The sequence below is a fragment of the Microbacterium aurantiacum genome, assembly GCF_040532595.1.
GTDB classification, from domain to species: Bacteria; Actinomycetota; Actinomycetes; order Actinomycetales; family Microbacteriaceae; genus Microbacterium; species Microbacterium chocolatum_B.
This window is the reverse complement of record NZ_JBEVYX010000002.1, coordinates 557,875-584,814: the sequence shown is the minus strand read 5'-3', so window position 1 is coordinate 584,814 and position 26,940 is coordinate 557,875. Positions and strand designations below refer to the sequence as shown.

26 protein-coding genes are annotated in these 26,940 nt (G+C 69.6%); 22 read left to right on the top strand and 4 right to left on the bottom strand.

What is annotated here, in order from left to right; genetic code table 11:
• The first annotated feature begins 1 nt into the window (after position 1).
• Genes ABXJ56_RS15015 through ABXJ56_RS14995 form a run of 5 tightly spaced genes read left to right on the top strand, consistent with a single transcriptional unit; the run spans position 2 to position 6,398 of the window.
• Positions 2-1,414 carry a UDP-N-acetylmuramoyl-tripeptide--D-alanyl-D-alanine ligase gene (locus tag ABXJ56_RS15015; RefSeq protein ID WP_354000521.1) on the top strand — a complete coding sequence of 471 codons (1,413 nt, stop codon included), beginning with the start codon at positions 2-4 and terminating at the stop codon, positions 1,412-1,414.
• Positions 1,411-2,523, top strand: coding sequence for a phospho-N-acetylmuramoyl-pentapeptide-transferase (gene mraY / locus ABXJ56_RS15010; protein ID WP_354000520.1), 1,113 nt, complete (start codon positions 1,411-1,413; stop codon positions 2,521-2,523). Before ABXJ56_RS15015 ends, mraY begins: the two co-directional genes overlap by 4 nt.
• Positions 2,505-4,067, top strand: coding sequence for a UDP-N-acetylmuramoyl-L-alanine--D-glutamate ligase (gene murD, locus ABXJ56_RS15005; RefSeq protein ID WP_354000519.1), 1,563 nt, complete (start codon positions 2,505-2,507; stop codon positions 4,065-4,067). Before mraY ends, murD begins: the two co-directional genes overlap by 19 nt.
• Positions 4,024-5,268: a putative lipid II flippase FtsW gene (gene ftsW, locus ABXJ56_RS15000; RefSeq protein WP_354000518.1), complete on the top strand. Its 1,245-nt coding sequence runs from the start codon at positions 4,024-4,026 to the stop codon at positions 5,266-5,268. The genes murD and ftsW overlap by 44 nt, the downstream gene beginning before the upstream one ends.
• Before the next feature lie 32 nt (positions 5,269-5,300).
• Positions 5,301-6,398: a UDP-N-acetylglucosamine--N-acetylmuramyl-(pentapeptide) pyrophosphoryl-undecaprenol N-acetylglucosamine transferase gene (locus ABXJ56_RS14995; protein ID WP_354000517.1), complete on the top strand. Its 1,098-nt coding sequence runs from the start codon at positions 5,301-5,303 to the stop codon at positions 6,396-6,398.
• Here ABXJ56_RS14995 and ABXJ56_RS14990 read toward each other — a convergent pair.
• Together ABXJ56_RS14990 and ABXJ56_RS14985 are read right to left on the bottom strand one after the other, a co-directional pair.
• Positions 6,388-6,771 carry a GntR family transcriptional regulator gene (locus ABXJ56_RS14990; RefSeq protein ID WP_354000516.1) on the bottom strand — a complete coding sequence of 128 codons (384 nt, stop codon included), beginning with the start codon at positions 6,769-6,771 and terminating at the stop codon, positions 6,388-6,390. The two genes, ABXJ56_RS14995 and ABXJ56_RS14990, sit on opposite strands and share 11 nt — an antisense overlap.
• Positions 6,768-7,694 (bottom strand): hypothetical protein, encoded by a 927-nt coding sequence (locus ABXJ56_RS14985; protein WP_354000515.1) that lies wholly within the window; start codon positions 7,692-7,694, stop codon positions 6,768-6,770. Before ABXJ56_RS14985 ends, ABXJ56_RS14990 begins: the two co-directional genes overlap by 4 nt.
• Positions 7,695-7,794: 100 nt before the next feature.
• Between ABXJ56_RS14985 and murC the strand changes: the two genes are divergently transcribed.
• From murC to ABXJ56_RS14940, 9 genes are all read left to right on the top strand, one after another.
• A complete protein-coding gene (gene murC, locus ABXJ56_RS14980; protein ID WP_354000514.1) occupies positions 7,795-9,207 on the top strand; it encodes a UDP-N-acetylmuramate--L-alanine ligase in 1,413 nt (470 codons plus the stop codon).
• A gap of 3 nt (positions 9,208-9,210) precedes the next feature.
• Complete coding sequence (locus ABXJ56_RS14975) at positions 9,211-10,203, top strand: FtsQ-type POTRA domain-containing protein (RefSeq protein ID WP_354000513.1); 993 nt, start codon at positions 9,211-9,213, stop codon at positions 10,201-10,203.
• A 165-nt stretch (positions 10,204-10,368) separates the two neighbouring features.
• Positions 10,369-11,508, top strand: coding sequence for a cell division protein FtsZ (gene ftsZ / locus ABXJ56_RS14970; RefSeq protein ID WP_053547280.1), 1,140 nt, complete (start codon positions 10,369-10,371; stop codon positions 11,506-11,508).
• Between the two features lie 13 nt (positions 11,509-11,521).
• Entirely contained in the window at positions 11,522-12,238 is a 717-nt protein-coding gene (locus ABXJ56_RS14965; RefSeq protein ID WP_354000512.1) for a YggS family pyridoxal phosphate-dependent enzyme, read from the top strand.
• 32 nt (positions 12,239-12,270) lie between these two features.
• On the top strand, positions 12,271-12,732 hold the full coding sequence (locus tag ABXJ56_RS14960) for a cell division protein SepF (protein WP_354000607.1): 462 nt from the start codon (positions 12,271-12,273) through the stop codon (positions 12,730-12,732).
• Positions 12,733-12,741: 9 nt separating this feature from the next.
• The gene (locus ABXJ56_RS14955; protein ID WP_354000511.1) at positions 12,742-13,047 is read left to right on the top strand and encodes a YggT family protein; all 306 of its coding nucleotides are present in this window, start codon (positions 12,742-12,744) and stop codon (positions 13,045-13,047) included.
• A 129-nt stretch (positions 13,048-13,176) separates the two neighbouring features.
• On the top strand, positions 13,177-13,788 hold the full coding sequence (locus ABXJ56_RS14950) for a DivIVA domain-containing protein (protein WP_354000510.1): 612 nt from the start codon (positions 13,177-13,179) through the stop codon (positions 13,786-13,788).
• A 4-nt stretch (positions 13,789-13,792) separates the two neighbouring features.
• Complete coding sequence (gene lspA / locus ABXJ56_RS14945) at positions 13,793-14,380, top strand: signal peptidase II (RefSeq protein WP_354000509.1); 588 nt, start codon at positions 13,793-13,795, stop codon at positions 14,378-14,380.
• A gap of 1 nt (position 14,381) precedes the next feature.
• A complete protein-coding gene (locus tag ABXJ56_RS14940) occupies positions 14,382-15,302 on the top strand; it encodes an RluA family pseudouridine synthase (RefSeq protein ID WP_354000508.1) in 921 nt (306 codons plus the stop codon).
• 4 nt (positions 15,303-15,306) lie between these two features.
• Here ABXJ56_RS14940 and ABXJ56_RS14935 read toward each other — a convergent pair whose 3' ends face one another.
• Complete coding sequence (locus ABXJ56_RS14935; protein ID WP_354000507.1) at positions 15,307-15,780, bottom strand: NUDIX hydrolase; 474 nt, start codon at positions 15,778-15,780, stop codon at positions 15,307-15,309.
• A gap of 183 nt (positions 15,781-15,963) precedes the next feature.
• Between ABXJ56_RS14935 and dnaE the strand changes: the two genes are divergently transcribed.
• The 5 genes from dnaE to ABXJ56_RS14910 all read left to right on the top strand — a co-directional run bounded on the left by dnaE (position 15,964) and on the right by ABXJ56_RS14910 (position 23,442).
• Positions 15,964-19,434 carry a DNA polymerase III subunit alpha gene (gene dnaE, locus ABXJ56_RS14930; protein ID WP_435405016.1) on the top strand — a complete coding sequence of 1,157 codons (3,471 nt, stop codon included), beginning with the start codon at positions 15,964-15,966 and terminating at the stop codon, positions 19,432-19,434.
• 78 nt (positions 19,435-19,512) lie between these two features.
• Positions 19,513-20,505: a hypothetical protein gene (locus ABXJ56_RS14925; RefSeq protein WP_354000505.1), complete on the top strand. Its 993-nt coding sequence runs from the start codon at positions 19,513-19,515 to the stop codon at positions 20,503-20,505.
• A 44-nt stretch (positions 20,506-20,549) separates the two neighbouring features.
• Positions 20,550-21,869, top strand: a complete 1,320-nt coding sequence (gene hisD, locus ABXJ56_RS14920) for a histidinol dehydrogenase (protein WP_354000504.1) — start codon at positions 20,550-20,552, stop codon at positions 21,867-21,869.
• An 11-nt stretch (positions 21,870-21,880) separates the two neighbouring features.
• A complete protein-coding gene (gene nrdR, locus ABXJ56_RS14915; RefSeq protein WP_354000503.1) occupies positions 21,881-22,372 on the top strand; it encodes a transcriptional regulator NrdR in 492 nt (163 codons plus the stop codon).
• A 26-nt stretch (positions 22,373-22,398) separates the two neighbouring features.
• Positions 22,399-23,442: a quinone-dependent dihydroorotate dehydrogenase gene (locus ABXJ56_RS14910; protein WP_354000502.1), complete on the top strand. Its 1,044-nt coding sequence runs from the start codon at positions 22,399-22,401 to the stop codon at positions 23,440-23,442.
• Here ABXJ56_RS14910 and ABXJ56_RS14905 read toward each other — a convergent pair.
• On the bottom strand, positions 23,420-23,986 hold the full coding sequence (locus ABXJ56_RS14905; protein WP_354000501.1) for a DUF3043 domain-containing protein: 567 nt from the start codon (positions 23,984-23,986) through the stop codon (positions 23,420-23,422). The genes ABXJ56_RS14910 and ABXJ56_RS14905 overlap by 23 nt on opposite strands.
• 46 nt (positions 23,987-24,032) lie before the next feature.
• On the opposite strand from ABXJ56_RS14905, the gene ABXJ56_RS14900 reads away from it, so the two are divergent.
• From ABXJ56_RS14900 to ctaC, 3 genes are all read left to right on the top strand, one after another.
• Positions 24,033-25,433 carry a dipeptidase gene (locus ABXJ56_RS14900; protein ID WP_354000500.1) on the top strand — a complete coding sequence of 467 codons (1,401 nt, stop codon included), beginning with the start codon at positions 24,033-24,035 and terminating at the stop codon, positions 25,431-25,433.
• 88 nt (positions 25,434-25,521) lie between these two features.
• On the top strand, positions 25,522-25,887 hold the full coding sequence (erpA, locus tag ABXJ56_RS14895; RefSeq protein WP_354000499.1) for an iron-sulfur cluster insertion protein ErpA: 366 nt from the start codon (positions 25,522-25,524) through the stop codon (positions 25,885-25,887).
• Between the two features lie 163 nt (positions 25,888-26,050).
• Positions 26,051-26,938: an aa3-type cytochrome oxidase subunit II gene (gene ctaC, locus ABXJ56_RS14890; protein ID WP_354000498.1), complete on the top strand. Its 888-nt coding sequence runs from the start codon at positions 26,051-26,053 to the stop codon at positions 26,936-26,938.
• The last annotated feature ends 2 nt before the right edge of the window (positions 26,939-26,940 follow it).

The following is a 26,940-nucleotide window of genomic DNA, read 5'->3' as shown; positions in this document are numbered from 1 at the left end:
CATGATCCCTCTCAGCATCGCCCAGATCGCCCGCGCCACCGCCGGCGAACCCCGCCTCTTCGGCGACGACACCCTTGACACCATCGTGTCGGGCACGGTCGACACGGACTCCCGCCTCATCGGTCCCGGGGACGTCTTCGTCGCCAAGCCCGGGGAGACCACCGACGGCCACCGCTTCGTCTCCACCGCGGCGGATGCCGGAGCGGCGCTCGCGCTCGTGGAACGGCCGGTCGACGCGCCGCTGACCCAGATCGTCGTCGCGGATGCCGTGGCGGCCCTGGCCGATCTCGCCCGTGCCGTCGTCGCCGACGTCCGGGAGCGCGGCGACCTGCGCATCGTCGGCATCACCGGCTCGAACGGCAAGACGACGACGAAGAATCTCCTCGCCCGGATCCTCGAGGGCGAGGGGGAGACGGTCTCGCCCCGGGCCTCGTTCAACAACGAGGTCGGGGCGCCGTTGACGATGCTCCGCGTCGGAGCCGGCACGCGGTACCTCGTCAGCGAGTTCGGTGCGAGCGCGCCGGGGGAGATCGCCCGGCTCGCCGGTCTCGTCCACCCCGACGTCGGCATCGTGCTCATGGTCGGAATGGCCCACGCCGGCGGGTTCGGGGGGATCGAGGCGACGTTCCACGCGAAGTCCGAGCTGGTCCGCGCCGTGCGACCGGGAGGGCTTGCGGTCCTCAACGCGGACGACGCCCGCGTGGCGGCGATGGCGCCGATCGCCGCGGAGGGCGGGGTGCGTGTGCGATGGTTCGGCCGCGGCGCCGACGCCGACGTCCGCGCCGAATCCGTCGAGGTGACCGCGTCCGGGACGCACTGCACCGTGATCGCGGATGGTGGGTCAGCGGCCCTGCATCTGCGTGTGCTCGGCGAGCACCACGTGATGAACGCCCTCGCGGCCATCGCCGCGGCGACGGCGCTCGGGGTCAGCCTCACGGATGCGATCGCCCGCGTGGAGACCTTGGAGCTCGCCGAGCGCTGGCGCATGCAGCCCCTCGGCTCCGAGCGTGTGCGCATCATCAACGACGCGTACAACGCCAGTCCGGACTCGATGTCGGCAGCCCTGCGCACCCTCGCGCAGATCACCCGTCCCGGGGAGCGCACGGTCGCGGTCCTCGGCGCGATGAGCGAGCTGGGCGAGTACGCGGAGGACGAGCACGATCGCATCGGGCTCCTCGCCGTTCGGCTCGGCATCCAGCGCATCGTCATCGTCGGGCCCGAAGCCCGCCGCATGTACCTCGAGGCGATCGCCCAGGGCTCGTGGGACGGCGAGGCGGTCTTCTTCGCCACGGCCGACGAGGCGTACGACTACCTCCTGGGTGAGCTCCGCGACGGAGACCGCGTGCTGGTGAAGTCGTCCAACTCGGTGGGGCTGCGGTTCCTCGGCGACCGTCTGGGAGAATCCTTCTCGTGAGATCTCTTCTGACCGCGGCGGCGATCTCGCTGGCATTCACCCTCTTCCTCACTCCGGTCTTCCTCCGGCTGTTCCGCCGGTGGGGGTGGGGGCAGGTCATCCGGACTCCCGAGAACCTGCACAATCCCAGCCACGGCGCCAAGCGCGGCACGCCGACCATGGGCGGGACGATCTTCATCGTCGGCACCATCGTGGGATACCTGGTCGGCGGCTACACCGGGAACAACCCGCCCACGATCTCCGGGCTGCTCGTCCTCTGGCTCATGCTCGGATTCGGCACCGTGGGGTTCATCGACGACTACATGAAGGTGCGTCAGCAGCGGAGTCTGGGGCTCTCGGGGTGGCGGAAGATCGTCGGTCAGGTCCTCGTCCTCGTGCCGTTCGCGATCGTCGCGCTGAACTTCCCCAACCCGTGGGGTCAGACGCCCGCATCCCCCTACATCTCCGTCTTCCGTGACGTTCCCGTGTTGTCTTTCATGGTGCTCGGTCCTATCCTCGGCTGGCTGCTGTATCTCGCGTGGATCTCATTCATCGGCACGGCGTTCTCGAACTCGGTGAACGTCAGCGACGGGCTCGACGGTCTCGCCGCCGGCGCCGGCATCTTCGTCGCGGGCGCGTACAGTCTCATCGCCTTCTGGCAGTTCAACCAGGCGTGCTGGGGAGGCGAGGCGCTCTCGGCGTCGGCACAGCCCGCCTGCTATGCCGTCCGTGATCCGTTCGATCTCGCGATCGTCTCCGCCGCATTCGTCGGCGCGCTCGTCGGATTCCTCTGGTGGAATGCGCCGAAGGCGAAGGTCTTCATGGGCGATGTGGGGTCCATGGCGATCGGCGGTGTCCTGGCCGCGATGGCGATCTTGACCCGCACCGAACTCCTCGCGGTGCTCGTGGCCGGCGTCTACGTCATCGCCTCCGGATCGGTGATCCTCCAGCGCGCGTACTTCAAGGTCACCCGCGGCAAGCGCCTGTTCCTCATGAGCCCCCTGCACCACCACCTCGAGATGCGGGGCTGGCCCGAGATCACGATCGTCGTGCGCATGTGGATCATCGCCGGTCTTCTCGCCGTCTCGGGCGTCGGCTTCTTCTACGTCGAATGGCTGACCCGCACGTGAGCGCCGAGCGCCTGCAGGGGCTGACCAGCTGGTACGCGGACTGGGCGGGACTGCGCGTCGCCGTCCTGGGCCTGTCCGTCACCGGGTTCTCCGTCGCCGACACTCTGGCCGAGCTCGGAGCAGAGGTGCTCGTGGTCAGCGAGGGCGCCGATGAACAGTACGCGCGGCTCCTCCCCGTCATCGGCGTCGCGGCCTGGACCGGGCCCCTGGACGCGGTGCCGGACCCCCTTGTCGCCTTCGCACCCGAGGTCGTCGTGGCCTCACCCGGATTCGCCCCGAGCCACCCGCTGGTCCGTTGGGCGCAGGACGCCGGCATCCCGCTGTGGGGGGACGTCGAGCTCGCCTGGCGCGTGCGCGACAAGGTCGTCCGCCCCGACGGGCGGCCCGCGGATTGGGTGCTCATCACCGGCACCAACGGGAAGACGACGACCACCCGCCTGACCGCCACGATGCTCGTCGCCGGCGGCCTTCGCGCCGCCCCGGTCGGCAACATCGGGACGCCCGTGCTCGACGCGATCCGCGATCCCGGAGGCTTCGACGTCCTCGTCGTCGAGCTGTCGAGCCACCAGCTGTGGTACCTCGGCGGTCAGGACTCCGCCGAGCCGGTGTCGCCGCACGCCGCGGTGTGTCTGAACCTCGCCGCCGATCATCTGGAGTGGCACGGCTCCTACGACGCCTATCGCGACGCCAAGGCGCACGTCTACGACCGCACGCGCGTCGCCTGCGTCTACAACAAGGCGGATGCCGCCACCCGTGTCATGGTCGAGGACGCCGAGGTCGTCGAGGGTGCCCGCGCGATCGGCTTCGATCTGGGCGTCCCCGGTCCGAGCGATCTCGGTGTGGTCGACGGCATCCTCGTCGATCGGGCCTTCCTCGAGGAACGGCGGACGAGCGCTCTGGAACTCACCACGGTCGCCGAGCTGGACGAGGCCGGGCTGGCGGCTCCGCACATCGTCGCCAACATCCTGGCGGCATCGGCACTCGCGCGCTCCCTCGACGTCGAACCTGCGGCCATCCGCGACGCCCTCCGATCCTTCCGGCTGGATCCCCACCGCATCGAGGTCGTCGCCCGGCACGCCGGAATCACCTGGGTCGACGACTCCAAGGCGACCAACCCGCATGCGGCGGCATCGTCGCTCGCGGCCTACCCGGGGGCGGTGTGGATCGTCGGCGGTCTGCTCAAGGGCGTCGACATCTCGGAACTCGTGGCCGCCCGCGCGGCCTCGATCGCCGCGGCGGTCGTCATCGGAGAGGATCGCGCGGCCGTCGTCGACGCGTTCGCGCGACACGCGCCGGGGGTGCCCCTGTTCGAGGCGGTCGCCGCTCAGACTGAAGACGTCATGGCGAGGGCTGTCGAACTGGCCGCCGGGATCGCGCGTGACGGCGACGTGGTCCTCCTCGCGCCGGCCGCGGCATCCTTCGATCAGTTCTCCTCCTATGCGGACCGCGGGCGCCGATTCGCCGCGGCGGTGCACGATCGGATCCGGACGGGAGCGCAGGGTGAGCACGACGCATCCCCGGAATCTCCCGACCTCGGCCCCTGAACCCGAGCGGCGCGGCCTCTCGGCGCGCGTCAACCTCGGTCGGGTGTTCGCCCCGGTGCCGAGCGAATTCCTCCTCATCGCCTCCACGGCGCTGCTGCTGACGCTCTTCGGTCTGGTCATGGTGCTGTCCGCGACATCGGCGACGACCACGGCGGCCGGTGTCGCGCCCTGGGACGCGGCGGTCAAGCAGCTCGTGTTCGCCGCCCTCGGCATCCCTCTGATGTTCATCGCCAGCCGCCTGCCCCTGGCCTTCCTCAAGCGCATGGCGTGGCCCGCGCTCATCGGGGCGACGGTGCTGCAGCTGCTCGTCTTCACGCCCCTCGGCGTCTCGAACGACGGAAACCGCAACTGGATCAACATCGCAGGGCTCCAGGCGCAGCCGTCGGAGTTCCTCAAGCTCGCCCTCGCCCTGTGGGTGGGCTACGTGCTGTATCGCAAACAGACGCTCATGGCCCTGTGGCGACATGTCTACATCCCCCTCGTTCCCGTCGCGGTGCTCGTGATCGCCACCGTCCTCGCCGGCCACGACCTCGGCACGGCGATGATCCTCGCCCTGCTGGTCCTCGGCGCCCTGTTCTTCTCCGGCGTGCGCCTCCGGATCTTCGTGCTGCCCGCCCTCGGCGCCGCGGCAGCGGTGGCGTATCTGGCCGTCGCGAGTCCGGACCGGATGCGGCGCTTCATGAGCTTCCTCAACACCGACTGCCTCTCGGACTACCTGAACGACTGCTATCAGCCGCTCCACGGCATGTGGGCGCTGGCCGGCGGGGGAGTGTTCGGGCTCGGCCTCGGCAACTCCCGTGAGAAGTACGACTGGCTCCCCGCCGCGGCGAACGACTACATCTTCGCCATCGTCGGCGAGGAACTCGGCCTGATCGGCTGCGCGGTCGTCCTCGGACTGTTCGCCCTCTACGCGGTGGGTGCCTTCCACATCATCCGCAAGACCGATGACCCGTTCGTGCGTATCGTCTCCGGTGCGATCACCGTGTGGATCGTCGGACAGGCGCTCATCAACATCGGCGTCGTGCTCCGCGTCTTCCCCGTCCTCGGCGTCCCCCTGCCGTTCATGTCGCAGGGCGGGACGTCGCTGATGTCGGTGCTGCTCGCCAGCGGTGTGCTGCTGGCCTTCTCCCGCACGCTTCCGGACGTCGCCCGACGCCGGGAAGCGGCGCGCGCCGCCGTGCGTCGCCCCCGGGCGCGCTGAGCTCGTCGACCGCCGCGGGTAGGCTCGATGCGGTGACGACGTATCTTCTGGCCGGCGGCGGGACAGCCGGACATGTCAACCCTCTCCTGGCCGTCGCGGATGGACTGCGCGAGCGCGAACCCGACGCGCGGGTCCTCGTCCTCGGCACGAGGGAAGGACTCGAGTCCCGCCTCGTCCCGGCGCGCGGGTACGACCTCCTGATCGTCGACAAGGTGCCCTTTCCGCGCCGCCCGGATCGCGCGGCGGTCGGATTCCCCGCGCGTTTCCGCCGCGCCATCGCGCAGGTGCGCGCGCACATCCGCGCGCACGACGTCGACCTCGTCGTCGGGTTCGGCGGCTACGCGGCCGCTCCCGCGTACGTCGCCGCGCGTCGCGCCGGCGTTCCCGTCGTCGTCCACGAGGCCAACGCCAAGCCGGGCCTCGCGAACGTGCTCGGCGCCCGCCGGGCAGCGGCCGTCGGAGTGGCGTTCGAGGGCACACCGCTGCGCGGCGGGCGATTCGTCGGGATGCCGCTGCGGCGCGAGCTGGTCGACCTCGATGTGCAGGCCGTGCGCCCGCGCGCTGCCATGGATCTCGGGCTCGACCTCGACCGGCCGACGCTCCTGGTCTTCGGCGGCTCGCTCGGCGCTCAGCGCTTGAACGAGGCGCTCGGTGAGGGGCATGGCGCCGCATGGCGGGACGTCCTGGATGCCGGTTGGCAGCTCGTGCACGTGACCGGAGAGAGGTCCGACCTGGTGGACCCGGGTGTTCCCGGGTACGTGGTCCGTCGCTACATCGACCGGATGGACCACGCGTTCGCGGCGGCCGATTTCGTCGTCTCGCGTTCCGGGGCAGCGACCGTGAGCGAGATCGGCGCGCTGGGGCTGCCCGCGGCGTACGTGCCCTATGCGGTCGGGAACGGCGAGCAGGCGCTGAACGCGGCGTCCGCGGTGCACGCCGGCGCCGCCGTGCTGCTGGCGGACGCGGGGTTCGACGGCGACACCGTTCGGCGCGACATCCTTCCGATCCTCGGTGACGCCGAGCGTCGCACCGCGATGGCCGAGGCCGCCGCGCGCGTGGGTACGCGGCACGGCACGGAGAACCTGATCGCGCTCGTCGACGAGGCCCTCGCCGGTCGCGTCACGAGGTGACCGGACCGCCGTCCGCGGCGGGCGACCGCAGCGCCGCGGTCACGAGGGCGATCGTGGTGTCGGCATCCACGCGCAGCGCTCGCATCTGCGCCACGAACTCCGATGCCGCGCGCTGAGCGCGGCGTTCGGTCTCGTCTCCCCGCGGGGCGACGAAGGTGCCGTTGCGTCCGCGCGTCTCGATGAAGCCCGTCGATTCGAGTTCGCGATAGGCCCGTGCGACCGTTCCCGGTGCGATGCCCAGGTCTTCGGCGAGTCGGCGCACCGTGGGCAGCCGCGAGGCGGGGGCCAGTTCTCCCGACACCATCGCGTCGATCATCCGCGTGCGGAGCTGCTCGAACGGCGGTACCGCCGAGCGCGGATCGATGACGATCATGCGGGGCTCCCGTCCGGGGTCGCGCGAGACCCGCGTGGGAAGAGGTCGGGGCTGAGTCGACCCTGCCCGAGCGTGTACAGCACCTGCAGGGCGGGAATGCCCCACCACGGGAAGACCCCGAGGACCGCTGCGGCGTCGGTGGTGGACAGCGGGAGGCCTGCACGCAGCAGCACCGCGAACGACAGGCCGACGGGGACCCAGGCGGCGAGGGCTGCGCTCATCCGCAATGACCGGAGGGCATCCGAGCGGAAAAGATCGTCCCATGCCAGCTGCAGCCCGTCTTTCGCCGGTTGCGGATGGGCGAGGATCCGTCGCTCCATCGCGGTCGTCGTCACCCGGACAGCGACCGCGAAGACCAGGGCGAGGAGCGCGACGCCGACCCACGTCGGCGGGACGAGCGCGACGATCGAGGCGATGCCGACGCCGATGGTCGCGACGGCTCCGATGAAGAGGAGCACGTCCGGCGTCCGCGTGCGCCACCCGTCCAGATAATGACGGATGCCGACCGAGGTGAGACGCGCGACACGTGGGTCGGACGGCGCGGGGTGGAAGGTGGTGTCCCGCAGCTGCTCGATGAGCGTGCTTCCGGCGATGATCACCACGAGTATGACGAACGCGAGCGTCCACAGCAGGTACGGGGAGCGGGCGACGGGAACCGCGAGCCACAGGACGGCGGTGACCGAGACCGCCACGAGGATCGAGGACAGGCTCACGGTCGCGCTCCGCCGCACACGCGCGACCACGGCATCGTGGACCGTGTCGGTGCCGAACGGCAGTCCCGCGCGTTCCGACAGCCGGAAGGCCTGGCGCTCGGCCCACGACCGTCGGCGACTGATCGACAGCATCACGACCGCGAACACGGCGAGCGCGAGGAGGAACGAGGCGGTGAGTATCTGCACGGGATCGGCGAGGTCGAGGGGCATACGTCTTTTGTATCATCGATGTATCAATGTGTCGATACAGACTGCCCGCTCCGCGCGCCCACAGGGGAGGCGGAGCGAGCGGATCTAGGATTGTCGGGCCATGATCAGACCCGACCTCAGCCTCCCCATCCCCGATCGCATCGACGCCGCCCATTTCATCGGGATCGGCGGTTCGGGCATGTCCGGGCTCGCGCGCATGTTCCTCGCCCGCGGCATCCGCGTCTCCGGGTCGGACCGCGCCGACAGCGCGGTGATGCGAGAGCTGGCCGCGCTCGGCGCCGACGTGCACGTCGGCCACGATGCCGACCATCTGCCCTCCGACGCCGACACCGTCGTCCACACCGGGGCGATCTGGCCGGAGAACCCCGAGTTCCTCCTCGCGCGCGAGCGGGGCCTGGCCGTGATCCACCGATCGCAGGCGCTCCACTGGCTCATCGGCGGACGCCGTCTGGTCGCCGTCGCGGGGGCGCACGGCAAGACCACGTCGACCGGCATGATCGTCACCGCGCTGCAGGGGCTCGACGTGCACCCGACCTTCGTCAACGGCGGCGTCATCGCTCAGCTCGGGGTCTCCAGCGGGACGGGGTCGGACGAGCTCTTCGTCATCGAGGCGGACGAGTCGGACGGGACGTTCCTGCTCTACGACACCGCCGTCGCCCTCGTGACGAATGTCGATCCCGACCATCTCGATCACTGGGGGTCGCGCGCGGCGTTCTTCGACGCCTTCGTCCGTTTCGCCGATCGCGCCTCGGAAGCGGTGGTCATCTCGGCGGACGACCCCGGCGCGCGAGAGGTGCGGGCTCGCCTGTCCCACGGGCGGGTGATCACCTTCGGCGAAGCGGAGGACGCTGCCGTGCGCGTCCACGACATCGCCACCGAGGGAGGGCTGCGGTTCTCGGTGACGGCGGGCGGACGCACCGTGCGCACCCGTCTGCCGGTGCCGGGCGTCCACAACGCGATCAACGCCGCGGGAGCGGTAGCGGTCCTCGGGGCCCTCGGGGTCGATCTCGAGGATGCCGTCCGCGCGGTGGAGGGATTCGCCGGAACGGTGCGACGGTTCGACCTCCACGGCGTCCGCCGGGGGGTGAGCGTGTACGACGACTACGCGCACCACCCCACCGAGGTGGAGGCGGCCCTGACGGGTGCGCGCAGCGTGGTCGGCGACGGCCGCATCATCGCGATCCAGCAGCCGCACACATATTCGCGGACCCAGGAGATGTACCGCGAGTTCGCGCAGGTGCTCGAAGCGTGCGCCGATCACACGATCATGCTGGATGTCTACGGTGCTCGTGAGGATCCCGTGCCCGGCGTGACGGGGGAGCTCGTGAGCGCGGCGTTCCGCGACCCGGCGGCGGTGCACTATGTGCCCGACTGGCAGGAGGCCGCGGACTACGCGGCGTCCGTGGCGCGGGAGGGCGACTTCATCATCACGCTGGGATGCGGCAACGTGCACCTCATCATCCCGCAGGTCCTCGACGCCCTCGACGACGCCGGCGACAGAGGCGGGCGCTGAGGCATGCGCCGACCGACGCCCCTTCCGCCGCCGCCGGTCGACGACGGCGGCGGTGGTCGGCGCGATCGGCCCGAGCGTCCCTCCGTCGCGGAGAGCGAGGTCGATGGGGCGCGCGCCCCTGTCGAGCAGTCGCCGTTCGCCGTGGTGATCCCGCTCGACGCCGCGTCCACCGTCCCGCCGTCGGGGCCTGCGGCAGGATCGGCAGAGGACGGCCCGTCCGTCGCTCCCGCACCCGTCCGCCCGCGTGACGTGTGGCGCGCCGCACGCGCGCGACGGAGAGCGCTCCGCGCCGAGGTCCGCCGGTTCACGGTGCGGCAGCGGCGGCGGCGCGCGGTCTGGCTGGGAGCCGGCGGCGCGGTGCTCCTTCTCGCCCTCGCGACCCTCGGTGTCGCCTACAGCCCGCTGTTCGCGGTGGAGCAGGTGCGGGTGCTCGGCGCCGAGCAGCTCGACGCCACGCGTGTGGAGGCGGCCCTCGGCGATCAGGTCGGCACGCCGTTGCCCCTCGTGGATGCCGATGCCGTCCACGACGTGCTGGCGGAGTTCCCGCTCATCGAGACCTACGCGATCGAGGCGCGGCCGCCGCACGAGCTCGTCGTCCGCGTCGTCGAGCGCACGGCGGTCGGCGTCTTCGAGAGCTCGTCCGGATTCACCCTCGTGGATGCGGCCGGCGTGGTGCTGTCGACCACGGCCGAGGCGGGGCCCGGAACCCCGATCCTGCGGATCGACGGGGGTGCGCAGGGGGATGCGTTCGAGGCGGCGGGCCGCGTCATCCGATCGCTCCCGGCGGGTATCGCGGCGCAGGTGACCGAGGTGGAGGCATCGACCGCCGATGACGTCACCCTCGTGCTGGGCGAGACCGGCACGCGGGTGGTGTGGGGCAGCGCCGAGGACTCCGGGCTCAAGGCCGTGGTCCTTGAGGCGGCGATGACGGCGCGACCCCCCGCGGACGTCCGGGTCTACGACGTCTCGTCGCCCGCATCCGTCGTCTTCAGTTGAGGCGCCCCACGACATCGAGCGGCGATGTCGCGACACGCCCAGCCTGCTCCGGGCGCGGCGAGGAGCGCGGCCTACCTTCGAGCTAGGAATTGCATACCGGGTAATTCTTTATACCTCAACGAGAAGTTGAAGGTTACGCAGGTTTAGGGCGCTACGGAGGCCGGCATGAGCCAGAACCAGAACTACCTCGCCGTCATCAAGGTGGTCGGTGTGGGCGGAGGCGGCGTGAACGCCGTCAACCGCATGATCGAGCTCGGGTTGCGCGGGGTGGAGTTCATCGCGATCAACACCGATGCACAGGCCCTGCTGATGAGCGACGCCGACGTCAAGCTGGATGTCGGACGCGAGCTCACGCGCGGCCTCGGCGCCGGAGCGGATCCCGAAGTCGGGCGCCGCGCCGCCGAAGACCACACCGAGGAGATCGAGGAGGCCCTCCGCGGCGCGGACATGGTCTTCGTCACGGCGGGTGAGGGCGGTGGTACCGGCACGGGCGGCGCTCCGGTCGTCGCCAAGATCGCCAAGTCGATCGGCGCGCTGACGATCGGCGTCGTGACCAAGCCCTTCTCCTTCGAGGGACGTCGTCGCCAGAGCCAGGCCGAGGCGGGCGTGTCGCGACTCAAGGAAGAGGTCGACACGCTCATCGTCGTCCCGAACGACCGCCTCCTCGAGATCAGCGACCGCGGGATCTCGATGATCGAGGCCTTCGCGACGGCGGACCAGGTCCTGCTCGCGGGTGTCCAGGGCATCACCGACCTCATCACGACCCCGGGGCTGATCAACCTCGACTTCGCCGACGTCAAGTCGGTCATGCAGGGTGCGGGGTCCGCGCTCATGGGCATCGGCTCCGCCCGAGGCGCCGACCGCGCCATCAAGGCCGCCGAACTGGCGGTCGAGTCGCCCCTGCTCGAAGCCTCGATCGAAGGAGCACACGGCGTCCTGCTCTCCATCCAGGGTGGATCGAACCTCGGCATCTTCGAGATCAACGACGCTGCACAGCTGGTGAAGGAGGCCGCGCACCCCGAGGCCAACATCATCTTCGGAACCGTCATCGACGACACGCTCGGCGACGAGGTCCGCGTGACGGTGATCGCAGCCGGTTTCGACGGCGGCGAGCCCCAGGCACGGATCGAGCCGATCACCGCGGCCCGCGTCATGACACCGCCCGCCATGCCGGCGGCCGTCCCCGAGGCGCCCGCGCCCGAGCGCGCCGAGGCGGCTCCGGTGCCTGTCAGCGTCACCGCGGACACCAGCTACGACTCCGCGTTCGGCGACGACGACCTCGACATCCCCGACTTCCTGAAGTGACGTCGACCCCGCCGTGACCGACGCGCCCGTGCCCGACGGCGCTGAGACCCTCATCGAGCGTCTCGGCGCCGTCGACGCGCGCATCGCCGAGGTGGCGCGAGCGAACGGCCGTGATCCGGCGGAGATCACCCGGATCGTGGTGACGAAGTTCCACCCCGCCTCTCTCGTTCGCGCGCTCCGGGCAGCCGGAGTCCGTGACGTGGGGGAGAACCGCCAGCAGGAGCTCAGCGCGAAGGCACAGGAGCTCGACGATCTCGCCGACCTGCGATGGCATTTCGTCGGCCAGGCCCAGACGAACAAGGCGCGCGCGATCCGCGCCGTCGCCGACGGGGTGCATTCCCTCGACCGACCGCGACTCGCCGACGCGCTCGACGCGGCGGCGGGGGACCCGGACGCGCCCGCACTCGATGTCTTCCTGCAGATCAACCTCACGGACGATCCCGCGCGCGGAGGCGTGCACCCCGATGAGCTCCTCGCCCTCGCAGAGCACGTCACCGGATGCCGGACGCTGCGTCTGCGGGGAGTGATGGCCGTGGCGCCTCTCGACGAGGAGCCGGCGCGTGCCTTCGCCCGTCTGGCCCGGATGTCGGAATCCGTCCGGTCTGTGGATCCCTCCGCCTCGGCGATCTCGGCGGGGATGACGGGAGATTTCGAAGAGGCGATCGCCGCGGGCGCGACACACCTGCGCATCGGCTCGGCAATCACGGGTCCGCGCCCGCTCCGCGGTTAACCTCGGAACAGATGAGCACAACGGAGGATGCGATGTCGAACCCGCTCAAGAAGACCATGGTGTACCTGGGTCTGGCCGACGAAGAAGAGGTCTACGAGGAGCCGGCTCCGCAGCCGACGAATCGCAACAAGACCGCCACCGTCGAGAAGGCCGCACCCGTGACACCTCTGCACCGACCCGCTGTGGTCCGCCAGCCCGCTCCCACGGCTGTCAGCGAGATCCTGACCGTGCACCCGAAGCAGTACCGGGACGCGCAGACGATCGCAGAGAATTTCCGCGACGGCATCCCCGTCATCATCAACCTGTCGCAGATGAGCGACGCCGACGCGCGTCGCCTGATCGACTTCGCCAGCGGGCTGTCCCTGGGCCTGTATGGACGCATCGAGCGCGTCACCAGCAAGGTCTTCCTGCTCTCGCCGGAGAACGTCGCGGTGTCGGGTGACGGTGCCGTCGCACACGCCGACGCGGACGCCGTGCCCTTCACTCAGCCGTAGTCTGGCTACGTGGCCGTCGTCCAACTCATCGCATCGATACTCAACTTCCTGCTCCTCCTGTACGTGTTCGTGCTCTTCGCGCGCCTCGTCCTGGAGTGGATCCCGATCTTCAACCGGGAGTGGCGCCCGCGCGGTGCGGGCCTGATCGCGGCGGAAGTCGTGTACACCGTCACCGACCCTCCGATCCGCACCTTCCGTCGGTTCATTCCGCCGCTGCGCGTCGGCACGATCGCGATCGATTTCGGCTTCGCTCTGACGATGCTGCTGTGCTTCATCCTGCTCAGCGTCACCCGCAGCATCGCCGGAGCCGGATGACCCCCGTGCCGGGGCGGCGTCTTCGACAGCGTCCGCACCCGGCGACTATGCTTTCCAGATACGACCGGCCGCCCAGGTCGGCCGCCCGGACATCGGCCAGCGACCAGAGCGCTCGAAAGAGGAATCACCATGGCATTGACCCCGGATGACGTCGTCACCAAGCAGTTCCAGCACGTCCGCTTCAAGGAGGGTTTCGACCCGGACGAGGTCGACGACTTCCTCGACGAGATCGTCGTGGAGTGGCGCAAGACCATCGCGGAGAACGAGGAGCTGAAGGCCAAGCTCGCCGCGTACGAGTCGGGCTCCGCCCCGGAAGAGGCCGCCGAGCAGGCGCCCGCGGCGGTCGACGAAGAAGTCCCGGCCCCCGCGGCTGAGACCGCTCCGGCGCCGGAGACGACCGGCTCCACGGCGCCGAGTGCCGCCAGCGCCGGAATCATCGAGCTCGCTCAGCGTCTGCACGACGAGCACGTCGCGGAGGGCCGCGCGCAGCGCGATCAGCTCATCGCCGACGCCCAGGCGCAGGCTGCGTCGATCATCTCCGAGGCCGAGACGCGCGGCCGCGAGGAAGTGGCCCGTCTCGACCGCGAGCGCGCCACCCTCGAGAACCGCATCTCCGAGCTCCGTCAGTTCGAGCGCGACTACCGCTCGCAGCTGCGCAGCTACATCGAGGGCAAGCTCCGCGACCTCGAGACGACGGCGACGACGTCCGGCTCGCAGCCGGTGTCTGCCATCGGCCTGTAAGAACTTGGCGGCGAAAAGACCGCTTCGTCGTTCGGCGGCCGGCGCCCTCATCGCGATCCTCGCGGTGACGGTGCTGGCCGCCGATCAGTTCACGAAGCACCTGGCACTCGAGAACCTCCCGTACGCGGAGACCGTGCCGGTCCTCGGTGACTTCCTCTCCTTCTATCTGATCGGCAATCCCGGCGCCGCATTCTCCTTCGGCGAGGGCGCGACCTGGGTCTTCACGCTCGCGCTCGCGGCCGTGGCCGTGATCATCGTGTGGCTCGCAGTGACGCGGGTGTCGTCCCGGCTGTGGGCCGTCGGACTGGGCCTCCTCCTGGGCGGTGTCCTCGGCAATCTCACCGATCGTCTCCTGCGCGAGCCCGGCTTCGCCGTGGGGCACGTGATCGACTTCATCAACACCCCGTGGATGTGGCTGGGATTCCCGCCCGCGATCTACAACATCGCCGACATCTTCATCGTCTCGATGATGATCGGCGTCGCCATCCTCGTCGTCACGGGTCTCCGGATGGACGGCACGCGGGAAGGCCGCGATCGCGCCGAGGAAGCCGCTCCGGACGCCGATCCCGATCCCGCGGACCGCGTCGGCTGATATGGAATCCCGGAGCCTCCCCATCCCCGACGGGCTCGACGGGGCACGCGTCGATGCCGCGCTGGCGAAGATGCTCGGGTTCTCCCGCACATTCGCCGCGGAGGTGGCCGACGCGGACGGTGTGCGCATGGACGGACGTGCGCTGTCGAAGTCGGATCGCCTGCGCGCGGGCGCGTGGCTCGAGGTGACGTGGTCTCCTCGAGCCGAGCCCCGCGTCGTGCCCGTCGCCGTTCCGGACCTCGGCATCGTGTATGACGACGACGACATCGTGGTCGTGGACAAGCCGACGGGCGTCGCTGCACACCCCTCCGTCGGATGGGACGGGCCGACGGTCCTCGGTGCCCTCGCAGCGGGCGGATACCGCATCGCGACGACGGGTGCGGCAGAGCGGCAGGGCGTCGTCCATCGACTGGACGTCGGGACGAGCGGGCTCATGGTCGTCGCGAAGACCGAGCCGGCGTACACCGCCATGAAGCGGGCGTTCAAGGAGCGCGAGGTGGAGAAGATCTACCACGCCGTCGTCCAGGGGCACCCCGATCCCCTCGTCGGCACCATCGACGCGCCCATCGGGCGGCATCCGTCGCATTCGTGGAAGTTCGCGGTCACGCCGGACGGCAAGGACTCCGTCACCCACTACGAGACGCTCGAGGCCTTTCGCGGGGCCGCGCTCCTCGAAGTCCACCTCGAGACCGGACGCACGCATCAGATCCGGGTGCACATGGCCGCCCATCGTCATCCCTGCGTCGGCGACCCGCTGTACGGGGCTGATCCCACCCAGGCCGCACGCCTGGGACTGACGCGGCAGTGGCTGCACGCCCATCAGCTCGCGTTCACGCACCCGGCGACGGGGGAGTGGTCCTCCTTCGCGTCGCCCTACCCCGCCGATCTCGCCGGTGCTCTGGAGATCCTCCGCAACGGATGACGCCTCACCGGCCTCCCTCGAACCGGGCCGGGTCGTCCTCGGCCATCGCGTGCGCGATCCGCCGCCGCATCTCCGCAGAGACCGCATCCAGCTCGTGCAGGTCGAACCAGCCGACCTCGGTCATCTCCCCGTCGACGGGCTCCGGATGCCCCGACACCCACGCGCAGCGGAAGGTGAGGTCGAGGTAATCCGCCTGATCGCCGTTGGAGTAGGTGATCCGTGGGATCTGGTGCACCCAGGCCAGCCGCTCCACGCGGATGGCGACGCCCGCCTCCTCCCGTGCCTCGCGCGCGGCGGCGTCCGCCGGCTCCTCTCCGGGGTCGACGATGCCCGTCACCGGTGTGAGTGCGCCGTTGTCGCTGCGCCGCCCGAGGAGCACCTTCTCATCGCGGAAGATCACGGCGGTCACGCCCACGAGCGGGAGCGGACGTGTTCCGATGTGCCGCCTCAGGTCGAGGACGAAGTCAGGTGTGGCCATCTCCTCACCCTAGAGGCGCGTTCCGGGGGCGCAGCCTTCACCCTCAGGTAGAGGGTCAGCCGACCTGGGTGCGGGATCACGCGACGCCCGGGATCGGCCCGTGAGGGATGTCGGTCACGTTCGTAGACTCGAAGGGTGGCTGCCGACTCTTTCGTACACCTGCACGTGCACAGCGAGTACTCGATGCTCGACGGGGCGGCGAAGATCGGTGCGATGACACAGGCGGCGGCCGAGTACGGAATGCCCGCCATCGCCGTCACCGACCACGGGAACACCTTCGCGGCGTTCGAGTTCTACAACGCCGCCAAGTCCGCCGGAGTGAGGCCGATCATCGGGCTCGAGGCCTATGTGACGCCGGGTACGCATCGCAGCGACAAGTCCCGTGTCGCGTGGGGGAGTCCGGAGCAGAAGAGCGACGACGTCTCCGGCTCGGGTGCGTACACCCACATGACGATGTGGAGCCACAGCACCGAGGGGATGCACAACCTCTTCCGCCTGAGCTCGCTGTCGAGCATCGAGGGGTACTACTTCAAGCCGCGAATGGACCGCGAACTGCTCCAGACCTACGGGAAGGGGCTCATCGCCACGACCGGGTGTCCGTCGGGCGAGGTCCAGACCCGTCTCCGCCTCGGCCAGTACGACGCGGCGCGCGCGGCCGCCGCGGAGTTCCAGGACATCTTCGGCAAGGAGAACTACTTCGCCGAGATCATGGACCACGGTCTTTCGATCGAGCGCCGGGTCATGAGCGACCTCATCCGTCTGTCCAAGGACCTCGGGATCCCGCTGGTCGCCACGAACGATTCGCACTACACGCACCAGCACGAAGCCGACGCCCACGCAGCGCTTCTGTGCGTGCAGTCCGGGTCCACCCTGGACGACCCCAACCGGTTCAAGTTCGACGGTGACGGGTACTACATCAAGACCGCGCAGGAGATGCGCCAGATCTTCCGCGAGCACCCGGAGGCGTGCGACAACACCCTTCTGATCGCCGAGCGCTGCGAGGTCGAGTTCAACACCAGCGCCAACTACATGCCCCGGTTCCCCGTCCCCGACGGCGAGACCGAGGACAGCTGGCTGGTCAAGGAGGTCGAAGCGGGTCTGCACTACCGGTATCCCGGCGGGATCCCCGACCGGGTGCGGAAGCAGGCCGAGTACGAGACCGGCATCATCCTCCAGATGGGGTTCCCGGGCTACTTCCTCGTCGTGGCGGACTTCATCAACTGGGCCAAGGACAACGGCATCCGCGTCGGTCCCGGTCGCGGCTCGGGTGCGGGGTCGATGGTCGCCTACGCCATGCGCATCACCGACCTCGATCCCCTCGAGCACGGTCTCATCTTCGAGCGCTTCCTCAACCCCGACCGTGTCTCCATGCCCGACTTCGACGTCGACTTCGACGATCGGCGCCGCGGCGAGGTCATCGACTACGTCACGGAGAAGTACGGCTCCGAGCGTGTGGCCCAGATCGTCACCTACGGCACCATCAAGTCCAAGCAGGCGCTCAAGGATGCCGGCCGTGTCCTCGGATTCCCCTTCAGCATGGGGGAGCGGCTGACCAAGGCGATGCCGCCCGCGGTGATGGGCAAGGACATGCCCCTGAGCGGCATGTACGACAACCAGCATCCGCGTTTCAAGGAAGCCAGCGAGTTCCGCGCCCTCATCGACGGCGACCCGGAGGCGAAGACGGTCTTCGACCGCGCCCTGGGGCTCGAAGGACTCAAGCGCCAGTGGGGCGTGCACGCGGCGGGCGTCATCATGTCGAGCGAGCCGCTGCTCGACATCATCCCGATCATGCGTCGGGAGCAGGACGGCCAGATCGTCACCCAGTTCGACTACCCGTCCTGCGAGTCGCTCGGGCTCATCAAGATGGACTTCCTGGGCCTGCGCAACCTCACGATCATCTCCGACGCCCTCGACAACATCCGGATGAACCGGGGCGAGGAGCTCGACCTCGAGCACCTGGAGCTGGACGACCGCGCGGCGTACGAGCTGCTGGCCCGCGGCGACACACTCGGCGTCTTCCAGCTCGACGGAGGGCCCATGCGGTCGCTCCTGCGTCTGCTCAAGCCGGACAACTTCGAGGACGTCTCCGCGGTCATCGCGCTCTACCGACCCGGTCCCATGGGTGCGAACTCCCACATCAACTACGCGCTCCGCAAGAACGGCCAGCAGGAGGTCACGCCGATCCACCCCGAGCTCGAGGAGCCGCTGCGGGAGATCCTCGACATCAGCTACGGCCTGATCATCTATCAGGAGCAGGTGATGGCGATCGCGCAGAAGGTGGCCGGCTTCTCCCTGGGTCAGGCCGACATCCTCCGTCGCGCGATGGGCAAGAAGAAGAAGTCCGAGCTCGACAAGCAGTACGAGGGCTTCTCCGGCGGGATGAAGGAGCGCGGGTTCGGGGAAGCCGCCATCAAGGCGCTGTGGGACATCCTGTTGCCGTTCTCGGACTACGCGTTCAACAAGGCCCACTCCGCGGCGTACGGGCTGGTCTCGTACTGGACGGCGTACTTGAAGGCCCACTATCCCGCCGAGTACATGGCAGCGCTCCTGACCAGCGTCGGGGATTCGAAGGACAAGATGGCGGTGTATCTCAATGAATGCCGCCGCATGGGCATCAAGGTGCTCCCGCCGGACGTCGGTCAGTCCATCCGGTTCTTCGCCGCCGTCGGCGACGACATCCGCTTCGGTCTCGGTGCGGTCCGCAACGTCGGCACCAACGTCGTCGACGGCATCGTCGCCTCCCGCGCGGACGGGGGGTTCGCGAGCTTCCACGACTTCCTCGCGAAAGTCCCGGTGCACGTCGCCAACAAGCGCACGGTGGAATCCCTGATCAAGGCGGGGGCTTTCGACTCGCTCGGATCCACGCGCCGCGCGCTGATGGAGATCCACGAGGATGCCACGGAGGCCGCTGTCCTGGACAAGCGTCGCGAAGCCCACGGCGAGGTCGGCTTCGACTTCGATTCGCTGTGGGGGGACGACGAGCCCGCGCAGGCGCAGAAGGTTCCCGAGCGGCCCGAGTGGACCAAGAAGGACAAGCTGGCGTTCGAACGCGAGATGCTGGGGCTGTACGTCTCCGACCATCCGCTCGCGGGCCTGGAGATCCCGCTCGCCAAACACGCCTCCACCAGCATCCACGATCTCCTCGCGTCGGAGACCATCGATGACGGTGATCAGGTCACCGTCGCCGGGCTCGTCACGAGCGTGCAGCATCGCGTGGCCAAGCAGAGCGGCAATCCGTACGGCATGATCACCGTCGAGGACTTCGACGGTGAAGTGACGGTCATGTTCATGGGGAAGACCTACACGGAGTTCTCCTCGATGCTGCAGGCGGATTCGATCCTGGTGGTCCGCGGGCGGGTCTCCCGACGCGACGACGGACTGAACCTGCACGCGCAAGCCGCCTTCGTCCCCGATCTCGGGGCTGTGGACATCACCGGGGCCCTGACCCTCCTCATGCCCGAGAATCGCGCCACCGAGCGCGTCGTGGGCGAGCTCGCCGCCGTTCTGGGACGTCATCCGGGAGACACCGAGGTCACGCTCAAGCTTCACAGAGGCCGAGCGGCGAAGGTGTTCGAGGTGCCGCATCCGGTCCGTGTCACCGCGGACCTGTACGGGGAGCTGAAGGGGCTGCTCGGGCCGCAGTGCCTGGGGTGATCTCACGGCGGTCTCATCCGCCGAAGGTAGGATCGGCGACGGCGCGCGCCGCGTCGAAGGAACGCAGAAGGGAACACCGTGACGGACGAACAGAGGGATCTCACGACCACCGAGTCGGAGGACGCGGCCGCGAGCACGACCGAGGACCCGCAGTACGGCGTCGGCCCCTTCTCCATCCGTGAGGTGGCGATCGGTGCCGTCTGGCTGGTGGCGTTCATCCTGTCGTTCGTGTCGATCACGACGGTGGGTTTCAACTCGGTGTGGACCTCGGGTCTCCTGTGGGTGCTGACCATCGGCGTTCCGACGGTCGCCGTGTTCCTCCTTGCTCTGCGCCGGCTCTCGCCTCAGGGCATCCGTCGCGTCGGCTCGCTCGGTATCGATCAGTTCGCCTCGGTGGCCTTCTCGGTGTCGACCGTGCTGTGGATCCAGCTCCTGTGGGAGACCGTCACGATCGCGATCGACGGCGGCCCCTGGGTGCGGAACTGGGTCACCTGGATCATGGCCGTCCTCATGCTGGCCGGTGTCGTCCTCACTGTCTTCGCACCCCTCATCCCGCCGCTGAGCGACGACTTCCAGGGCCGCCGCGAGATTCCCGCGCACCGCAACGCCCGTCCGATCCGCCCCGTCTCGCCGCGTCCGGCTCCGGTGCGCCCGGAGCCGGCGGTCGTGCCCGAGGCCGACGAGGCTCCCGCGGTGACCGCCGATGAGACCGACGCACGCCCCGACGCGGACTTCTCCCAGACCGCGGTGTGGGAGCCCGTTCAGACCCGTGACACCTACGAGCCCGTCACCGTCGTCGACACGGTCGCGGACGAACCCGTCGCCGAACCGCTCGAGGACGACGTCGAAGACACCGACACCGCGACGGGCACCCCGGTCAGCAATCAGGCCTTCTGGGCGCTCGCGCCCGAGGAGCGCGACGTCGTCGACGAGATCGGCATCCCGCTCTTCCGCATCGGCCCGACCGCGTGGGCGCTGGTGATCGAGGACCGCGGCGAGGTGTTCGTCATCCGGCACGAGGACGGACGGGTCGGCTACCTGCACGACGTGTCGGACGTCACGCGCGGTTGACACCGCGCGCGGCCCGGACCGAGGGGGCGCGCTAGCGTAGAAGGATGCTTCGTACGATCGATCTGCGCGGGCGCGCCCTCTTGCCTGCAGACCTCACGGCGCTCGTCCCGCGTGCCACCGTCGCGCGGGAGGAAGCGCTCACGGTCGCCACGGCTGTCGTGAACGACGTCGCCGAGCGGGGGGAGACGGCGCTTCGCGAGCAGGCGAGCCGCTTCGACGGCGTGACCGGCCACGACATCCGCGTCCCCGCCGACCACTTCGACGAGGCGCTGGCTGGTCTCGATTCGGCCGTCCGCGCGGCACTGGAGGAGGCGACCGCGCGGGTTCGCCGCGGGTCCGCCGCGCAGGTCCCGCCCCCGGTGACCACCGAGATCGCACCCGGCGCGCGCGTGCACCAGCGGTGGCAGCCGGTCCGCCGCGTGGGACTGTACGTCCCGGGCGGCAAAGCGGTCTACCCCTCGAGCGTGGTCATGAACGTCGTTCCGGCGCAGATCGCCGGGGTGCAGGAGATCGCTCTCGCGTCCCCGCCCCAGAGCTCGCACGGAGGCCGGGTGCACCCGGTCATCCTTGCGGCGGCTCGTCTGCTCGGCGTCGACGAGGTGTACGCGATGGGAGGTGCCGGTGCGATCGGTGCTTTCGCGTACGGCGTCCCCGCGCTCGGCCTCGAGCCCGTGGATGTCGTCACCGGTCCGGGCAACAACTTCGTCGCGTCGGCGAAGCGTGCCGTGGCCGGGCGGGTCGGAACGGACTCCGAAGCGGGTGCGACCGAGATCCTCATCGTGGCCGACGCGGATGCCGACCCTCGGCTCATCGCCGCGGATCTCATCTCCCAGGCCGAGCACGACGAGCAGGCTTCGGCGGTCCTCGTGACGTCGTCGCCGGATCTCGCCGAAGCGGTCGTCCGCGAAGTCGCCCAACGTGCGCCGCGCACCCGGCATGCCGCGCGGGTTGAAGAGGCACTCCGTGGCGAGCAGTCGGCGGTCGTCCTCGTCGACGACCGCGAGACCGCGACGGCGTTCAGCAACGCCTACGCACCCGAGCACCTCGAGCTGCACCTGAGCGACCCTCGTCCGGAGGAGTTCGTGCACGCCGGAGCGGTCTTCGTCGGAGCCCACACGCCGGTGAGTCTCGGTGACTATCTCGCCGGGAGCAATCACGTGCTCCCCACGGGAGGACAGGCGCGCTACGCTGCCGGGCTCTCCGCCGCGACGTTCCTGCGTCCGCAACAGGTGGTGGAGTACGACCGCGAGGCGCTGCGGCTCGTCCATCCGGCGATCGTGACCCTGGCCGACGCGGAAGCCCTTCCGGCGCATGGAGAGGCCGTCACCGCGCGTTTTGAGGGTGACGCCGACGCGACGACGTAGGCTCGGGTGTCATGCACTGCCCGTTCTGCCGCCATCCGGACTCGCGCGTCATCGATTCGCGGACCAGTGACGATGGTCTCAGCATCCGCCGGCGCCGTCAGTGCCCGCAGTGTGGTGGCCGATTCACCACGGTGGAGACGGCCAGCCTGAACATCATCAAGCGCTCGGGGGTCATCGAACCCTTCAGCCGTGAGAAGGTCATGTCCGGCGTGCGCAAGGCGTGCCAGGGTCGTCCCGTCACCGAGGCGGACCTCGCGATGCTGGCGCAGCGGGTCGAGGAGACGGTCCGACAGACCGGGGCCTCTCAGATCGACGCCAACGAGATCGGACTCGCGATCCTCGGACCCCTGCGGGATCTGGACGAGGTCGCGTATCTCCGTTTCGCGAGCGTGTATCAGGCGTTCGATTCGCTCGACGACTTCGAGGCGGCCATCGAGCAGCTGCGGATTGATCACGCCCGCGCCGCGGACGATCCCGCCGCGGCCGGGGTCGATCAGGAGTAGGCGCGCCCGGCGATACCCTGGAGCCGATGTATCCCTTCTTCTTCCGGACCGTCCTCGCCCGTATCGATCCCGAGACCGCCCACCACGGGGCGATGACGGTCATCCGCATCCTCGGGATCCCGCCGTTCGCGTGGATCGCGCGCGCCCTGACCAAGCCCGCACCCGAGTTGGCCACCTCCGCGCTGGGCCTGCGCTTCGCGTCGCCGTTCGGCGTCGCCGCCGGGTTCGACAAGGACGCCCTCGGGGCGAGCGGTCTCCACGCGCTCGGCTTCGGGCACGTCGAGGTCGGGACCATCACCGCCGTGCCGCAGGAGGGGAACCCCCGCCCACGACTGTTCCGCCTCGTCCCCGACCGTGCCGTCATCAATCGCATGGGCTTCAACAACGAAGGTGCAGAGGCGGCCGCGACTCGTCTGCGGCGGCTGCGCCGACGGGCGCGTCGCGCCGTCCTTGGCGTCAACATCGGCAAGAGCCGGGTCGTGGACGTCGCGGCGGCGACGGACGACTACGTGCGGAGCGCGTCGCTCCTCGCGCCGCTCGCGGACTACCTGGTGGTCAACGTCTCCTCACCGAACACCCCGGGCCTGCGGGGCCTCCAGGCCGTGGAGACCCTGCGTCCTCTGCTCGAGGCGGTCCGTCACGCGGCGGGCACCACGCCTCTCCTGGTCAAGATCGCGCCCGATCTGCCCGACGACGAGGTGGTCGCCGTCGCCGGCCTGGCCGTCGACCTGGGCCTCGCCGGAATCATCGCGACGAACACCACTCTGTCGCGCGAGGGATTGCGGACCTCCGCCGACGTGGTGGAGGCTGCCGGCGCGGGGGGCCTGAGCGGCGCGCCTCTGCGCGCGCGTTCGCTCGAGGTGCTGCGCCTGGTGAGGGGGAGCGTTCCCGCCGGATTCTGCGTGATCTCGGTGGGCGGCGTCGATACCGCAGAGGACGTGCAGGAACGACTGGATGCCGGTGCCGACCTGGTGCAGGGGTACACCGCATTCCTCTACCGCGGCCCGCTGTGGGCTCGGCAGATCAACCGGGGTCTGGAGAAGCGGCTCAGGGCTTCCGGCCGCGCTTGACCTGCGGCTTCGGGAGCCGCAGGAAGCGCATCTGGATGGTGCGCATGGCGGCGTACCAGCCGAGACCCTTCTCCATGCGGTCGGCGCCGAAGCGCTCCTTCACACCGGCCTTGGCGCGGATGGACGTGATGATCATGTCGCCGATGACGAAGAGGATGAAGATCCACAGTCCGACGAACGAGTAGAACTGCACGGCTGCCACCGGGATGAAGGTGGCGAGGATGACCACGATCATCGCGGGCATGACGGCCTCGCCGAGGTGCCACCCGCCATCGACGAAATCGCGGACGAACTTGCGCTGCGGGCCCTGGTCACGGGCGGGCAGGTAGCGGGGGTCGCCGTTCGCCATGCCCTGGCGTGCCTTTTCGCGCTGCGCCTGCAGCTCGGCGCGGGCGCGCGCCTTGGCCTCCTTGGTATCGGCGACGAGGGGCCGCTTCCGGGCCGCCTCGCGCTCCGCACGGGTGGGGGTCGGGCGCCCCTTGCCCGAGAGGGAGTCGCCGCTCGACGCGTCGTTGGGTGCAGGGGCAGCGGGTGTCTGGGCCACGATCATCCTCGGGGAATCGGTCAGGGGTGCCCTTAAGATTACCCGCATGGTCTCCGAACACACCCGGGAGTCCGCTGTCCACGAGGCAGTCGACTCCGGCATCCCGTCCGCTCTGGCCGACCTCGGCGCGCTCGTGCGGATCCCGTCCGTCGCGTTCCCGGGGTTCGACCCCGGTCAGCTGGAGCGGAGCGCGGAGGCGGTGGCCGAGCTGGCGCGCGCGGTCGGACTGTTCGAGACCGTCGAGATCCGACGTGCGGCCATTCCCGATTCCGACGAGATCGGTGCCCCCGCCGTGGTGGCGCGGCGCCCCGCGAAGAACGGGCGGCCGACGATCCTCCTCTACGCCCACCACGACGTGCAGCCCGTCGGCGACGACGCGCTGTGGGACTCGCCTCCGTTCGAGCCGACCGTCCGGGACGGTCGCCTCTACGGGCGCGGTGCCGCCGACGACAAGGCGGGCATCATGGCGCACATCGCCGCGCTCCGCGCGCTCGCCGAGGTGTCGGGCGACCCGGACCTCGGGGTGGCGCTGTTCTTCGAGGGGGAGGAGGAGGCGGGGTCGCGCTCCTTCGCGCGCTTCCTGACCGAGAACGCCGACATCCTCCGCGCCGACGTGATCGTCGTCGCCGACTCGGGGAACTGGGACGCGCGCACCCCAGCGCTCACCGTGTCGCTGCGCGGCAACACCCGGTTCACCCTCCGGGTGCGCACGCTCGAGCACGCGTCCCACTCGGGGATGTTCGGCGGCGCCGTGCCCGACGCCATGATGGCCGGTGTGACGCTGCTCTCCACGCTGTGGGACGCCGACGGGGCGGTCGCGGTGGAGGGGCTCCATGCGCGTGATGCGGAGACCCCCGCGTACTCCGAGGAGACTCTCCGCGACGAGGCCGGGCTGCCGGCCGGTGTGCAGCCGGTCGGGCGGGGCAGCATCCTGTCCCGCATCTGGAACCAGCCGTCCATCACCATCACCGGGTCCGACACCCCGAGTCTCGCGAACGCCTCCAACACCCTCTCGCCCGAGGCGTCGTTCGTCATCAGCGCGCGCGTCGCGCCGGGCCAGCCCGCGCGGGAGGCGTTCGCCGCCATCGAACGGCACCTGCGTGCGCACGCCCCATGGGGTGCGCGGATCGAGTTCTCCGATGTGGACTTCGGCGACGCCTTCCTCGTGGACACCGGGGGATGGGCGGTCGCGGATGCGCGCGAGGCCCTCGCCCGCGGGTATGGAGTGGACCCCGTCGACATCGGGGTGGGGGGATCCATCCCCTTCATCGCGGACCTCGTGCGGGAGTTCCCGGCGGCCCAGATCCTGGTCACGGGCGTCGAGGATCCGCACTCGCGGGCCCACAGCCCGAACGAGTCGCTTCACCTCGAGACGTTCCGCAACGCGGTCCTCTCCGAGGCGCTGCTGCTGGAGCGCCTGGATCGGCGTGTCGTCGACGGATCGTGACGTCGCCCGCTCGGCGACCCGTGTGCGGAAACACGGCGCGTAGAATCATTCGTATCCGCCATCCGAGGCGGCCGTGACGAGGAGTGCCATGACCGACACCGCGCTGACGACCGATCAGGCCGCCCGCGAGCACGGCGTTCTGCTGACCGATGCCGCCGCCCTCAAGGTGAAGACCCTGCTGGAGCAGGAGGGGCGCGACGACCTCCGTCTGCGCGTCGCGGTTCAGCCGGGCGGCTGCAGCGGTCTCATCTACCAGCTCTACTTCGACGAGCGTTACCTCGATGGCGACAAGACCGTCGACTTCGACGGCGTCGAGGTCATCATCGACGACATGAGCGTCCCGTACCTCGATGGCGCGACCATCGATTTCAAGGACACGATCTCGGAGCAGGGCTTCACGATCGACAACCCCAACGCCGCCGGCAGCTGCGCCTGCGGGGACAGCTTCCACTGACCGATCCGGCCGGAATCCCGACGTTCCACGCTCGCTCCGAAAGGATGCCGGACCCGGTGTTTACCGTGTCCGAGACCCCGTGGAACCTGGGCGGATGGCCTGAATACCCTGGGCGCTTGCCCTAGACTGGCGGATGAAATATCCGCGACCCGAAAGGTGCATCGTGCCCCCGAAACGTCGAATCCGCTGGGCCGTTCTCCCCGTCGGGATCGCAGCGGCCGCCGTCCTCGCCGGCTGCACACCCACGGAGCTCAACGGCTTCCTGCCCGGGTTCGTCGAAGACGGCACGCCCGCGACGAACCACACCGAGATGGTGTCGGGGCTGTGGGTGAACTCCTGGATCGTTCTTCTCGCGGTCGGCCTGATCACCTGGGGCCTCATGGGCTGGGCTGTGATCGCCTACCGCCGTCGCCGTGGGCAGGTCGGGCTTCCGGTCCAGCTGCGGTACAACATGCCGATCGAGATCTTCTACACGATCGTGCCGCTCATCCTGGTCATCGGATTCTTCGCGTTCACCGCGCGCGACCAGGCGATCCTCGAGACCCAGACCGAAGACCCCGACGTGTCGATCACCGCCATCGGCAAGCAGTGGGCGTGGGACTTCCAGTACGACGGTGACACCGAAGCGGACACCGTGTGGAGCATGGGCGTGCAGGCGCAGACCGACGCCCGCGGAGACATCGTCTCCGAGCTTCCGACCCTGTACCTCCCCGTCGACCAGACGGTGAAGATCAAGCTGCAGTCGCGTGACGTCATCCACTCCTTCTGGATCATCGACTTCCTCTACAAGAAGGACATGTACATCGGCAAGGACAACTACTGGTCCTTCACGCCGACCCGTGAGGGCACCTACGCGGGCAAGTGCGCCGAGCTCTGCGGCGAGTACCACTCGATGATGCTCTTCAACGTCGAGGTCGTCAGCCAGTCCGAATACGACAGCTACCTCGCCTCTCTGCGTGGCGCGGGTCAGACCGGCGACATCAACGACGCGTACGACCGACTTCAGAACCTGCCCGGTACGGGCGGTTCCGCTCCCGAGGGACAGGACTGACC